The sequence below is a fragment of the Candidatus Methylomirabilota bacterium genome (assembly GCA_036005065.1).
Classification (GTDB): Bacteria; Methylomirabilota; Methylomirabilia; order Rokubacteriales; family DASRDR01; genus DASYQW01.
The window spans coordinates 15195-28413 of sequence record DASYQW010000354.1; the positions used below are offsets into that span (position 1 = coordinate 15195).

A 13219-nucleotide genomic window follows, 5' to 3' on the forward strand; every position below is an offset into this window, starting at 1 on the left:
AGGCTCCGAGGTCAGCTCAGTCGCGGAACGCGGACTCGTTGCGCCTGATCCGGTCGATCTCCGAGCAGGACGGCCGGTCGCCGTCGAAGTCCCGGAATCGGGTGGACTCGAACGCCCGGCTGCTGTCCCGCGGGAGATCGCGGATCTCGGCGTCGGCCAGCCCGATCTCCCGATCGCGGCGGTTGAACGCCCGCCAGCTCAGGAACACCCGCAGCGTGTGTCCGCCCTCGTTCCTCACCGTGCCGCGGACCACGCAGCCCCCCGATACCGAGACGAGGCTCTGCGATTCCACGACGACGTCGTCGTCGTGGTCGTGCCACCGGCCGCACCCGAACGCGACGCTCGTCATCGCCAGAACCAGGAAGAGACGGATGAGTGCGTTCATGATGCCCTCCGTGCCGACCCTACCGCCGACGGGCCACGCCGGTCAAGAGCGGTCCGGCCGGCTTGCTCGCCGCGGCGCCCTCGTCTATGATCGCTCCGCGCGCCGAAGGCGTGCACACACCCACCCGGGAGGAGAGAGCGCGTGCGACACAACACGGCAAAGGCGAAGCTGGCCGCCGGCCGACCGGTGAGCGTGATCAATCCCACCTACACCGCCGCCGGCCTCGTCGAGCTGGTGGCGCGACTCGGGTTCGACGTGATCTTCATCGACTGCGAGCACGGGCCGGCGGGCTGGGACGACGTGGAGAACATGGTGCGGGCGGCCGAGCTCGCCGACGCGACGCCCATCGTCCGGGTCCAGGCCAACGACGCCTCCACTATCACCCGAGCGCTGGATCGGGGTGCCGGCGGTGTCCAGGTCCCGCACGTCAACACGCGGGCGGAGGCCGAGGCCGCCGTGCGTCATGCCAAGTTCGCCCCCCTCGGCCACCGTGGCTTTGCCGGCGGGCGCTCGGCCTTCGGGGAGAAGATGGCCGACTATACGCGCCGGGCCAACGAGGAAACGATGGTGGTGGCGATGCTCGAGGAGGCCGAGGCCCTCGAGAACCTCGACGACATCTTGAAGGTCGAGCACGTCGACGTCTTCTTCGTCGCCCCGGGGGACCTCGCCCAGTCGATGGGCCACCCGGGGCAGATGGACCACCCGAAGGTCCAGGCCGCCATCGACGACGCCGTCGCCCGGATCCGCGCCGCCGGGCGCGCCCCGGGCGTCCTCAGCCGGCCGGCCACCGTCCAGCGGTATCTCGAGCGGGGCGCCCTCTTCTTCTACGTGTCGCTCGCGCACCTGCTGGACCCCGGCGTCAAGGACTTCCTGGCCGCCGTGAGCCGGTCCTGAGCGGCCCTCGGCGGCGCGAGCGAGGTAGGACGAAGGAGACCCCACATGAGCGACGCGACGGCCATGAAGAGTCAGCTCGCCCGGCTGGCCGCGCACATCACGGCCATGCGGCTCGCGATCGACACGCTCCAGCGTCACCTCCACGACTCCGAGGCGGTCATGGCGGCCCTGCTGGAGCAGCAGCACGGCGTGGCCGGACGCGCCGAAGGGTTGAGGGCCCCCGAGGAGCGCGGCTCGTAGAGATCGCGCCGGTCCCGGGCGGTCTCGCGAATCCCCTGCGCGCCGTCGCCCCTGGCTACTCGCGGAACTCCTGGTCGAGGATCTCGCGGATGAAGCGGTCGAGGGACACCGGGTAGAAGCGGACGTCGGGCGAGACGATGACGCCCGTGTTGATGACCTCCAGGCGGGCCAGCTCGTCGAGGATCCCCTCGAGCGCCCGCTGCGCGTCGCGGTCCTGGCGCCGGATCTTCAGATCCTCGCTCTCCAGCGCGATCCGCGACGCGTAGCGGAAGCTGAAGACCCGGGCTACCAGGGCCCGGTCCATCAGCTCCGTCTCGCGGAAGACGTCGCCGTAGGTCGGCCCCTCCTCCCAGGGGCGAAGCACCAGCCGCGGCGAGACGCGGATGCGTCCTCGCACCTCGACGGACCGACCGGGGCGCTCGGGCTCGGATCCGACCAGGATGTAGGGAAGGACGTGGTAGCCCGCGACGATTCCGGCCAGGGGCTTCCGCACGACCTTCGTGTCCTCGAAGACGTGCCGCAGGAGCTCGCGGTCGTTCCAGTCCTCGAACATCCCCTCTAGTGTAACGCCTCGGCCGGCGCGCGCTCGGTCCCGGTATAGGAGCGAGAGCCGTGTAGGAAAATCGCCAAATTCGTCGCGCCGTCGCGCTCGGCCCGGGGGCCCGGGACCCTCCCAGGTGGCGCTGGTGGCCGAGAACCTCGGCCGGGGTGTCGGACGCTTCCGCGGCCTGGTGGCCGACATCCGCCGGCACGCGGGTTTCGGCGTATGATCACGCGGAGAAGATGATGAGCCTCTCGGCTTCCGTCGCGATCGTCACCACGCACTTCTCCAGAGGAGCCTGACATGCCCAGAGCCCCGGTCCACGGCGTCAACCTGTTCTATGAAGAAGTCGGGCAGGGGGCCCCGCTCATCTTCGTACACGAGTTCGCCGGCGACTACGAGAGCTGGCGTCCTCAGGTGGGCTTCTTCGCGCGGCGCTACCGCACCATCGCGTTCAACGCCCGCGGCTACCCGCCCTCGGACGTCCCGGATGATCCCGCGGCGTACTCCCAGGGGCACGCGGTCGAGGACATCAAGGGGGTCCTCGATCACCTCGGCATCGAGCAGGCCCACGTCTGCGGACTCTCCATGGGCGGCTACGCGACGCTCCACTTCGGGCTGACGTATCCCGATCGGGCGCGCTCGCTGGTCGTCGCCGGGTGCGGCTACGGCAGCGGGGCCGAGCGCGAGGCGTTCCGGAAGGACACCGCGCTCGTCGTCGAGCGCTTCGAGGAGGACGGCATGGAGAAAGTGGCCGATTTCTACAGCCGTGGCCCGACGCGGGTCCAGTTCATGGAGAAGGACCCCAAGGGGTGGCAAGCCTTCCGCGATCGGCTGGCGGCCGGGTCGGCCCGCGGGCACGCCCTGACGCTGCAGGGCGTCCAGATGACGCGCCCCTCCGTGTTCGACCTCGGCGACCGCCTGGCCGGGCTCCGGGTGCCGACCCTCGTCGTCACGGGAGACGAGGACGAGCCGTGCCTGGAGCCGGCGATCTTCATGAAGCGGAAGATCCCGGCGGCCGGGCTGGCCGTGATCCCCAAGTCCGGGCACACCATCAACCTCGAGGAGCCCGACGCGTTCAACCGCGCCGTGCTGGACTTCCTCACCGCCGCGGAGTCGAGGCGCTGGACTCCCCGCCACCCGGACTCCTTGAGCCGGTCCGCCATCCTCCCCGTCACCGAGCGAGGGAGCCGCTGATGGCCCTCCCGCTGGCGCACATCCGGGTGATCGACCTCACGCAGGCGCGCTCCGGTCCGACCTGCGTGCGCCAGCTCGCCGACATGGGCGCCCGCGTGGTCAAGGTCGAACCTCCCGTCGGGCGCGAGGGTGACTCGCAGGCCCGCCATGGCTCGGATTTCCAGAACCTGCACCGGAACAAGCAGTCGCTGACGCTGGACCTCAAGTCGGCCCGGGGAATCGCCGTCCTCCTCCGCCTCGTGGAGCGCGCCGACGTGCTCGTCGAGAACTTCCGTCCGGACGTGAAGACGCGCCTGGGCATCGACTACGCCGCGCTCCGGCGAGTCAACCCCCGGCTGATCTACGGCTCCATCTCGGGGTTCGGCCAGGACGGCCCGTACCGTGATCGGCCCGGCTACGATCAGATCGCCCAGGGCATGGGCGGCCTCATGTCGGTCACCGGCGTGCCGGGACAGGGGCCGGTCCGGGTGGGCATCCCGGTGGCCGACTTGACCGCCGGTCTCTTCCTCGCCCAGGGCATCCTGGTGGCGCTGCTCGAGCGCGAGCGCTCGGGCGAGGGCCAATGGGTTCAGACCTCGCTGCTCCAGGCGATGGTCACCATGCTCGACTTCCAGGCGACGCGCTGGCTGATCGACGGGGAAGTGCCGCCACAGGCGGGCAATGACCATCCGACCGGGATCCCGACGGGCGTCTTCCGGACCCGCGACGGCCACATCAACATCGCCGCGTCCGGCCAGAAGATGTTCGCCCGGCTGTGCGCGGCGCTCGGCACCGAGCGGCTCCTCGACGACCCCCGCTTTCTGACCCCGGCCAACCGCTCTCACCACCGGTCCGAGCTCAACGCCGAGCTGCAGAAGGTCCTCGAAGAGAGGCCGAGCCACGACTGGATCGAGGCGCTCAACGCCGCCGGGGTACCGGCCGGGCCGATCTTCGACATCCGGGAGGTGTTCGAGAACGAGCAGGTGGTCCACCTGGGGCTCGCCCAGCCGGTCCACCACCCGACGCTCGGCGAGCTGCGGCTCCAAGGCCTGCCGGTCGTCCTGTCGCGGACTCCGGGCGCCGTCCGGACGGCGGCGTCGGATCCGGGGGCCCACACCGAGGAGACCTTGGCCGAGCTCGGCTTCACCCCGGCCGAGATCGCCCGGCTGCGCGCCGACGGCGTCGTCTGAACTGAATCGGAGGCCCCCTCCGAGATCGTTGCGGCGGCAAAGCCGCCGCCCGGAGCTGAACATCCGGACCCGGGGCGTCGGGCCTCCCATATGACCGGTTCCGGTATCCGCTTTGCTAACCCGTGGGCTAGAGGCCCGTCATGAGCATCCTCGTGTTCCCCAACGGGTTGCGGCGGAAGCGGCGGCCCGCCCTGAGGCTCCGGCTCAACCCCACGTCGCATCGGCATTTCCACTACTGCGAGGCGTGTGACCGGCAGTGGCCGCACCCGGGGGAAGGCCCGGCCTGCGTCCGGCACTGGGCCTGGCGGTGCCCGGGCTGCCAGCCCGATCAGGGGGAGTCGGTCTACCGCCGGTCCGCCTAGTTTCTCCGGGGGGGTCTCGGAAGACCCCCCCGATGCCCCCCTCGGCTGCGGCGGCACAGCCGCCGCTCGGAGCGCTGCTCGATGCGTCGCGCGCTCGGAGCGAGCGGCCGGGTTACTCCGACACGCTCCTAGGTCATTTCGGGGGTCTGCTCGAGGCGGCCGCGCTCGAGGCGGGCTGACCGGTTGCTCCGACAGCCTGACCCGGCCGTCGGCGCCGAGGCGCGCCGGCGGCGGACCGTTCGGCTTGACTGTGCCGGCTTCCGCATGGCATAAGTCGGCCTGCGCATGCGGCGTCGCTCGCGTCGATGATCCACCACCGATGGCTCCAGCTGGGGGCTGGCATCGTGGCCCTGGTGGCCGTGGCCAATCTCCAGTACGGCTGGACGCTCTTCGTCGACCCCATCAACCGAGCCCACCACTGGGGCCGCGCGGAAATCCAGTTCGCCTTCACGCTCTTCGTGCTCGCGGAGACCTGGCTCGTTCCGTTCGAGGCCTACCTGGTCGACCACATCGGGCCGCGTCTCGTGGTGGCCGCCGGTGGATTCTTCGCCGCCGCGGCCTGGGGCATCAATGCCTGGGCCCAGTCCCTTCCGATGCTGTACCTGGGCGGCGCGGTCGGCGGGCTCGCCACCGGTTGCGTCTACGGAACCGCGATGGGCAGCGCGCTCAAGTGGTTCCCCGATCGTCGCGGCCTGGCCGCCGGACTCACCGCGGCCGCGTTCGGCGCCGGCGCGGCGCTCACCATCGCGCCGATCGAGGACATGATCCGGGAAAGCGGCTATCAGTCTACCTTCTTGAGATTCGGGCTCCTCCAGGGGCTCGTCGTCCTGGTGGCTGCCACGGTCCTGCGGGCGCCTCGGCCGGGCGAGATCCCGGCGGTCGACAAGCCCACCGTTCAGCAGTCGGGCCGGGACTTCACGCCGCTCGAGACGGTGCGGACGCCCGCCTTCTGGCTGCTCTACGCCATGTTCACCATGGTGGCGACCGGCGGCCTCATGGCCACCGCCCAGCTCGGCCCGATCAGCGACGACTTCAGGGTCGGCGACCGCCCGGTCTCGCTGCTGGGGATCACGTTGCCGGCGCTGACCTTCGCCCTCTCGATGGACCGCGTGCTGAACGGGATCACTCGACCCTTGTTCGGCTGGCTGTCGGACCACCTCGGCCGGGAGCGGACGATGTTCCTGGCCTTCGGGCTGGAGGGGGCGGCCATTCTCGCCCTGGTCCACCTGGCCCACGACCCGATGATGTTCGTCGTGCTCTCGGGTCTGGCGTTCTTCGCCTGGGGCGAGATATTCAGCCTGTTCCCCGCGCTCTCGGGGGACATGTTCGGCCGGAGGTTCGCCACCACCAACTACAGCCTGCTCTACACGGCCAAGGGCGTGGCGGCGCTGATGGTGCCGATCGGCAGCCTCGTGTCGGCCGCGACCGGAAGCTGGAAGCCGATCTTCTTCACGGCGACCGCGCTCGACTGGACGGCCGCGCTCCTGGCGCTGCTCGTGCTGCGACCGCTCCGGGCCCGCTCCTCGCTGTAGATGATGGGAGGGGGCCTCGACGGCCCCTCCCAAACCTCCCCCAGGAGTAAGGTTGCGCGGGCGAAGCCCGCGCTCGAAGCGGAACACCAACCCGGGGCGGTTGGGCGATCCTTCGCGCTCGGTCACTCCGAGAGACCCGTATCCGATCGCCGGCCGGCGGTGGCGGGGCGGCCGCGTAGTCTCTCCATTTCCTCCGTTCGAGAACTGCGGCACACTAGAGCGGTATGCAGAAAGCCGGTGCCGGAGGCGCGGTTCCCCTCATTGGATTCGCAGGCCTGACCCTGGCGCTCGCGCTGGCCACCGCGGGCGTGGGACAGCCGAAGGTCGAGGTCGTGGCCCGGGGGCTCCAGGTGCCCTGGAGCCTCGCCTTCACCGAGGATGGCCGGCTCCTCGTGACCGAGCGGCCGGGCCGGATCCGTCTCGTCCAGAATGGCCGGCTCGAGACCGCGCCGGTCGCGACGCTGTCGGTCGCGGCCCAGGGCGAAGGGGGCCTCATGGGCCTCGCCGTGGACCCCGACTTCGGACAGAACGGGCACCTCTACGTCTGCTATACGGCGTCCAGAGGGGGATCGGCCGTCAATCGCGTCACGCGGCTGACCCTCCGCGAGCGCGCGGCCGGCGAGGAGCGGATCCTCCTCGACGGGATCCCCGCCGCCGGCATCCACGACGGCTGCCGGCTGAAGTTCGGGCCCGATGGCAAGCTCTACGTCACGACCGGGGATGCGGCCAACCCGCAACTGGCGCAGCACCGGGATTCCCTGGCCGGAAAGATCCTCCGGCTCAACCGGGATGGCACGGTGCCGGGCGACAATCCGTTTCCGGGATCGCCGACCTATTCGCTGGGCCACCGCAATCCGCAGGGGCTCGCCTGGGATTCCGCCCGCCGGCTGCTGGCCGCCGAGCACGGCTCCACGGCCCACGACGAGGTCAACCACATCCAGCCCGGCCGGAACTACGGCTGGCCCGAGGTCACCGGCAAGGGCGGCGCCGGGCGCTACGTGGATCCGATCATCGAGTCGGGCGAGGAGACGTGGGCGCCCTCCGGCATCGCCATCCTGGACCACCATCTCTTCGTGGCCGCGCTGCGGGGACAACGGCTCCTGCGCATCCGGCTGGGCCCGGACCTGTCGGTGGGACACGTGGACGCGCTCCTGAGCGGAAGCTACGGCCGGCTGCGCGACGTCGTGGTCGGGCCCGGCGGAGCCCTCTTCGTGACGACGAGCAACCGCGACGGCCGTGGGTCGCCGGCCGCCGACGACGACCGGGTCCTCCGCGTCACCCCCTGACGGCCGCCCGCCGTCACGGCGGCGCGAGCTCGACGCGCTCCATCGGATCGGATTCGGGGTGGTAATACATCCACTCGTGTGCTCCCTCGGCCACGGTGCGATTGAGCGCCCGGGCATGTCGCTCGTCGAGCTCCCGGATCACCTCGCCCGCCGGCGCCTTCCGGGCCATGATGAGCGCATGCCGAGGGTCGAGGGGCACGCGGACCTCGTCGGCGGCGCCCAGGCCTGACCGATACGCTCCGGCGAGCCCCGGCCGGCTCCACAGGACGACCGGCGTGTCGCCGGTCAGGAGCTGCCGGCTGGAAAAGCGGACGAGCTGCCAGGTTCGGGCCGACAGCAGATGAGCCAGGCGAGGCCCGCTGGACAGCGTGCGCGGCGACGGCTCGCTGCCGGAGACCGTGACGTGGGCGTCCTCGGGTCCGGCAGTCTCCGGCGTCCCCTCCCCGGCGTCCTCGACCGCCTCGGGACGCTCGCGGAGATTCGCCACGATCAGCTCGGTCAGCAGCTCCGCCGTGCGGGCCAGCGTCTCGCGGTGGCCGCGGCCCAGCTGGAGCTGAAAGGCGACGAACAGCGCGAGGTACGCGCGGTTCTCGCCCACCGGGGGAAACGCGCCCTCCAGCATCTGGCCGATCACGTCGGCCGCTCGCACCTCGATCCGGTCGAGCTGCCGGGCGAGGTTCCGCGGCTCCGCGCCGCTCCCCGCGACCTCGTAGAAGCCGGCCATCGCGGTCGCCTCCTCGACGGAGAGCAGGAGCCGCCGGTTCCGGTCGCGCCGTTCCGCCATGAGGCGACCGGCGCCGTCGGCGAACCGCGACAGGAAAGAGTCAGGGACGAGGCGGCGGCGGGCTTCGTCGCTCATGTCGTGGGTTTGCTGCGGCTGGCAGGTTCATCTTCCGTCATTCCGCCGGCGCCGGCAACGCTCGATGGGCGGCCTCGGCGGCCACCCCGGCCCCACGTGTCGCTGGATGTGTTACCCTGACGGGTAGCCGACTGCCGATGCCGCGACGCGGAAGGAGGAGCCCGTGAAAGAGCTGGCGCGCCACATCATGGTGGACTTCCTGCCCATGAAGACGTTCGCCGAGAACCCGCTGATCCTCACCGAGGGGCGCGGGATCCACGTCATCGACGTGGACGGCCGCCGCTACGTCGACGGGCTCTCGGGTACCTTCTGCGTCAATCTCGGTCACGGCAACAAGGCCCTCGCCGAGGCCGCCGCTCGCCAGCTGGAGCGGCTCGTCCTCGCCTGCCCGACGCTCGGAACCAACGACCGCGCGCTCGAGCTGACGCGGGTACTCCTGGACATCCTACCCCGCCAGTACACGACCGTGAAGCTCCTGTCCGGAGGGTCCGAGGTCACCGAGGCCGCCATCAAGATGGCGCGCCAGTACCACAAGCAGACGGGAGCCGCGACGAAGTACAAGGTGCTCTCGCACTACCGCGCCTACCACGGCGCGACCGGCCACGCCCTGGCCGCCGGTGGGTGGCCCGGCTGGCGCGCCGCCTACGAGCCGCTCCCGGGCGGATTCATCCACCTCCACACCCCCGATCCCTACCGGCCGCCGTTCCCCGGCGACCCGGCGACGCTGGGGGTCACGTACGCGCGACTCGTGGAGGAGGTCATCCAGCTCGAAGGCCCGGAGACGATCGCCGCCTTCATCACCGAGCCCATCCTGACGTCGGCGGGCGTCGTCGTGCCGCCCTCCGACTACCTTCCCCGGATCCGCGCGCTCTGCGACCGATACGACATCCTGCTGATCTACGACGAGATCATCACCGGCTTCGGGCGAACCGGCACCCTGTTCGCGGCGGAGCTCTGGGACACCTGGCCGGACATCTTCTGCCTCGGCAAGGGGATGAGCGGCGGCTACGCGCCGCTGGCGGCCAACGTGCTGACCGGCCGGATCGCCGAGGCCTTCTGGGGCGAGGCCGCCGACGCCGTGCAGTTCCACGCCGGTCACACCTACGGTGGGAACCCGGTGGCCTGCGCGGTCGGGCTCGCGGCCATCCGCCAGATCGCCGAGGAGCGCATCGTCGAGAACGCCAAGGCCCGCGGCGCCCAGGCCCAGGCGCGACTCCGCGAGATCCAGGCGCGTCGGCCGGTGATCGGCGACGTGCGCGGCGAGGGTCTCCTGGTCGGCGTCGAGTTCGTCAGGGAGGCGGGCACCCGCGACCCGTTCCCGGCCGAGGTCGGCTTCGGCCTCCGCGTCCGCGAGGCCGCGCGCCGGCGCGGTCTGCTGCTGCGCGCCAGCCACTGGATGGTCGCCCTGGCCCCGCCTCTCACCACCTCGGCGACCGAGATGGACGAGATCCTGGAGATCTTCGAAGCGGCCCTCGACGACGCGCTGGCCGATCCCGCCGTCGCCGCGAGCCTCCGGAGCTAGGAGTGTGTCGGCGTAACCCAACCCGGCGCCGACCACCGAGCGCGTGGTGCATCGAGGAGTGCTCCGAGCGGCGGCTTCGCCGCCGCCACGACGGGGGGGCATCGGGGGGGTCTTCCGAGGCCCCCCCGAAATGACCTAGGACCGGCGAGACCGAGCGGCCCGGGTCGCCCGGCCCTCACTCCTTCGTCTTCAGCTGGCCCTCGTTCTCCCGGATGAACGTCCGGATCTCGTCGGCCACGTCGAGGAGCTTCAGCCACTGCTCCTTGTAGAGCGTGACGGGAAACCGCCCGAGCCCGTACACGGACACCCCGCCCTTGTCGCTCACCCGGAGGCTGATCCCTTTCCGGGCCCGGTTCTTCAACGCCTCGTTCTCGGCGCGGAGGCGCGCCAGCTCGGCCTCGACCTTCTCGTCGGCCATGGTTGCCCTCCTGCGGGTGAAGCGCGATGCGACCCCCTGAGGCCCCGCGCTCCCAGCCTGACACGGCGCCCGCGCTCGATCAACTGGCGGGTCCCGGACGGGGTGACTAGAATGGATGGGATGCGAGAGTACCACTACCTGGCCGTGACGAGCCGCGCATGACGGCCCGACGATCGGAGGAGTCGCGGGAGCGCACCCCCGCGATCCCCGAGCGCCGGCGGCGACGGGCCGGGCGCGCCCTCGAGCCGCCCGCCCCTCAGCGGGTCCTGAGCGTGCATGCGCACCCGGACGACCAGGAGTTCACCGTGGCCGGGACCCTCGCCAAGTGGGCCCGGGCGGGGAGCACCGTCGTCACCGTGTGCATCACCAGCGGCGGCGCCGGCTCCAATCAGTACACGCCCCTCACCATGACCCGGGAGGCGCTGGCGCCCATCCGGGAGGAGGAGCAGCGGGACGCCTGCCGTCTCCTCGGCGTCTCCGAGGTCGTGTTCCTGGGCTTCGAGGACGGCATGCTGGAGCCCTCCCTGGCGCTGCGGCGCGAGCTCACCCGCCTGATCCGCCGCTATCGCCCCGACGCGGTCGTGTGCGGCGACCCCACGGTGCGCTTCTATGGCTCGAGCTACCTGAACCACCCCGACCATCGGGTGGCGGCCGACGTGACGCTGGACGCGGTCTTCCCCTCGGCCGAGACCCGCCTCATCTTCCCCGAGCTCTTGGACGAGGGGCTTCTCCCCCACCACGTCGACACGGTGTTCATCCACGGATCCCCCCGCCCGGACACCGTCATCGACATCTCGCCGGTGCTGGACGTCAAGCTGGCCGCGCTCAAGGCGCACCGCACCCAGATGGGCGAGTGGGACCCCACCGAGATGATCACCGAGTGGGCGCGCGAGCAGGGCGCGCGGCGCGGCCTGGCGGCGGCCGAGGCCTTCCGCCGCATGCGGCTCGACAGTACGTGACAGGCCGATGCCCGCCTCGCTGACCCACATCTCGGCCGGCACGCCCATGGGCGCCAATCTGGTGGCCGGCGGCGCCACCTTCCGGGTCTGGGCGCCGCGGGCTCAGGCCGTGCACTTGGTCAGCCACGGGAGCGGCTGGCAGCCTTCCGCCGCGAACCGGCTGACCCCGGACGCCCACGGCTACTGGGCGGGCTTCTGGCCCGGCGTCGTCGATGGCGCCGAGTACAAGTTCTACGTCATCGGCCCGGGCGGCCAGGGCTACAAGCGCGACCCCTACGCCCGCGAATTGAGCAACCTGCCGGCGTCCTTCCCCAACTGCAACTGCGTCGTGCGCGATGCGAGCCGATACCCGTGGCACGACGCCGCCTATCGCACGCCCCGGTTCCACGACTTCATCATCTATCAGCTCCACGTCGGCGCGTTCTGGTCGCCGCAGGGCGGTCAACAGGCCGGCAAGTTTCTCGACGTCGTCCAACGGCTGCCCTACCTCGGCGACCTGGGCGTTACCGCCATCCAGCTCTTGCCCATCGTGGAGTTCAACACGACGTTCAGCCTGGGGTACAACGGGACCGACTACTTCTCCCCGGAGAACGACTTCGAGTGCTCCCCCGCCGAAGTGGCCGCTCGGCTGCCTGGCATCAATGCCCTGCTCACCGCCCACGGTCAGCCGCCGCTCTCGGCGTCCGACATGGACGGAGCCGCCAACCAGCTCCGGTGCCTGGTGGACCTGGCCCACGTCCATGGTCTCGCCGTGATCTTCGACGTGGTCTACAACCACGCCGGCGGGGACTTCGGCGACGAGAGCATCTACTTCTTCGACCGCCTGCCCTATGGCGACAACAACGACAGCCTCTATTTCAGCGACATCGGTCATGCCGGCGGCCTGTGCTTTGCCCTCTGGCGCCAGGAAGTCCGCCAGTTCCTGATCGACAACGCCAAGTTCCTCTTCCAGGAGTTCCACGCCGACGGCCTCCGCCACGATCAGGTGAGCGTCCTGGTCGAGGCCAATCGCCATGACGGCTGGCGTTTCCTTCAGGACCTGACCGGCACCTGCCGTGCCGTCCGCCCCGGTGGCCTCCAGCACGCCGAGTACTGGAGCGTCAATCCCTGGGTCGTGAAGGCCGCGTCGGAGGGCGGGGCCGGCTTCGACACCTGTTACCACGACGCCCTGCGGGACGCCGCCCGTCGCGCGCTCGAGGGAGCCGGTGGCGGCGCGCAGGCTCAGGTGGATATGACGGGAATCGCCGGCGCGCTCTGGCCGGCCGGCTTCGATCAGTCGTGGAAGTTCGTGCAGAATCTCGAGACGCACGACGAGGTCCTCGAGGGCCGGAAGCCGCGCATCGCCCGCCTGGCCGACGGCGGCAACCCCCGCTCCTGGTACGCCCGCAGCCGTGCTCGCGTCGCGGCGGGCCTGCTCCTCACCTCACCCGGGACCCCGATGCTCTTCATGGGCCAGGAGTTCCTCGAAGACAAGCCGTGGTCCGACAATGTCGAGGCTCGGCCCAACCTTCGCCTCTACTGGGCCGGCCTGGAAGGCGCCGACAGGCACATGAGCGACTTCCATCGCTGCGTCCGCGACCTCGTTCACCTCCGCCACCGCCTCCCCGCGCTGCGCGCCGAGGGCTTCCGGGTCTCTCACGTCCACGACGACACCCGCGTGCTCGCCTTCCACCGCTGGGTTCCCGCCGTGGGCCAGGACGTGGTCGTCGTCGCGAACCTGAGCGAGTCCACCCACCTCGACTACCAGCTCGGCTTCCCCCGCCCCGGTCGCTGGGAGGAGGCCTTCAACAGCGACGTCTACGACAACTGGGTCAACCCCTGGCGACAGGGCAACGGCGGGGCGGTGATCGCCGCC

14 protein-coding genes are annotated in these 13219 nt (G+C 70.9%); 10 read left to right on the top strand and 4 right to left on the bottom strand.

From position 1 onward, the window contains the following. Positions 1 to 16: 16 nt before the first annotated feature. A complete protein-coding gene (locus VGW35_23955) occupies positions 17 to 385 on the bottom strand; it encodes an FxLYD domain-containing protein (GenBank protein HEV8310730.1) in 369 nt (122 codons plus the stop codon). A 141-nt stretch (positions 386 to 526) separates the two neighbouring features. Here VGW35_23955 and VGW35_23960 point away from each other — a divergent pair, with 141 nt between their 5' ends. Both VGW35_23960 and VGW35_23965 read left to right on the top strand, forming a co-directional pair. Then, positions 527 to 1279, top strand: coding sequence for an aldolase/citrate lyase family protein (locus VGW35_23960; protein HEV8310731.1), 753 nt, complete (start codon positions 527 to 529; stop codon positions 1277 to 1279). A 45-nt stretch (positions 1280 to 1324) separates the two neighbouring features. Beyond that, positions 1325 to 1519: a hypothetical protein gene (locus VGW35_23965; protein HEV8310732.1), complete on the top strand. Its 195-nt coding sequence runs from the start codon at positions 1325 to 1327 to the stop codon at positions 1517 to 1519. Positions 1520 to 1574: 55 nt separating this feature from the next. Here VGW35_23965 and VGW35_23970 read toward each other — a convergent pair whose 3' ends face one another. Beyond that, positions 1575 to 2072, bottom strand: a complete 498-nt coding sequence (locus tag VGW35_23970; GenBank protein HEV8310733.1) for a hypothetical protein — start codon at positions 2070 to 2072, stop codon at positions 1575 to 1577. A 291-nt stretch (positions 2073 to 2363) separates the two neighbouring features. On the opposite strand from VGW35_23970, the gene VGW35_23975 reads away from it, so the two are divergent. From VGW35_23975 to VGW35_23995, 5 genes are all read left to right on the top strand, one after another. Next, the gene (locus VGW35_23975) at positions 2364 to 3257 is read left to right on the top strand and encodes an alpha/beta fold hydrolase (GenBank protein ID HEV8310734.1); all 894 of its coding nucleotides are present in this window, start codon (positions 2364 to 2366) and stop codon (positions 3255 to 3257) included. Next, complete coding sequence (locus tag VGW35_23980) at positions 3257 to 4426, top strand: CoA transferase (protein ID HEV8310735.1); 1170 nt, start codon at positions 3257 to 3259, stop codon at positions 4424 to 4426. The genes VGW35_23975 and VGW35_23980 overlap by 1 nt, the downstream gene beginning before the upstream one ends. 140 nt (positions 4427 to 4566) lie before the next feature. Further along, positions 4567 to 4788, top strand: coding sequence for a hypothetical protein (locus VGW35_23985; GenBank protein HEV8310736.1), 222 nt, complete (start codon positions 4567 to 4569; stop codon positions 4786 to 4788). Positions 4789 to 5093: 305 nt separating this feature from the next. Continuing rightward, the gene (gene oxlT, locus VGW35_23990) at positions 5094 to 6320 is read left to right on the top strand and encodes an oxalate/formate MFS antiporter (GenBank protein ID HEV8310737.1); all 1227 of its coding nucleotides are present in this window, start codon (positions 5094 to 5096) and stop codon (positions 6318 to 6320) included. Between the two features lie 224 nt (positions 6321 to 6544). Next, the gene (locus VGW35_23995; protein HEV8310738.1) at positions 6545 to 7606 is read left to right on the top strand and encodes a PQQ-dependent sugar dehydrogenase; all 1062 of its coding nucleotides are present in this window, start codon (positions 6545 to 6547) and stop codon (positions 7604 to 7606) included. A gap of 13 nt (positions 7607 to 7619) precedes the next feature. Here the strand turns inward: VGW35_23995 and VGW35_24000 are convergent, their stop codons facing one another. Continuing rightward, a complete protein-coding gene (locus VGW35_24000; protein HEV8310739.1) occupies positions 7620 to 8465 on the bottom strand; it encodes a DUF4238 domain-containing protein in 846 nt (281 codons plus the stop codon). Between the two features lie 163 nt (positions 8466 to 8628). Here VGW35_24000 and VGW35_24005 point away from each other — a divergent pair, with 163 nt between their 5' ends. Further along, positions 8629 to 9987, top strand: a complete 1359-nt coding sequence (locus VGW35_24005; protein ID HEV8310740.1) for an aspartate aminotransferase family protein — start codon at positions 8629 to 8631, stop codon at positions 9985 to 9987. Positions 9988 to 10162: 175 nt separating this feature from the next. On the opposite strand, the gene VGW35_24010 is transcribed toward VGW35_24005, so the two are convergent. Continuing rightward, complete coding sequence (locus VGW35_24010; GenBank protein ID HEV8310741.1) at positions 10163 to 10405, bottom strand: hypothetical protein; 243 nt, start codon at positions 10403 to 10405, stop codon at positions 10163 to 10165. Between the two features lie 158 nt (positions 10406 to 10563). Between VGW35_24010 and VGW35_24015 the strand changes: the two genes are divergently transcribed. Together VGW35_24015 and VGW35_24020 are read left to right on the top strand one after the other, a co-directional pair. Then, the gene (locus VGW35_24015; protein ID HEV8310742.1) at positions 10564 to 11364 is read left to right on the top strand and encodes a PIG-L deacetylase family protein; all 801 of its coding nucleotides are present in this window, start codon (positions 10564 to 10566) and stop codon (positions 11362 to 11364) included. A gap of 7 nt (positions 11365 to 11371) precedes the next feature. After that, the coding region (locus VGW35_24020; GenBank protein HEV8310743.1) for an alpha amylase C-terminal domain-containing protein at positions 11372 to 13219 on the top strand (1848 nt) is incomplete at its 3' end.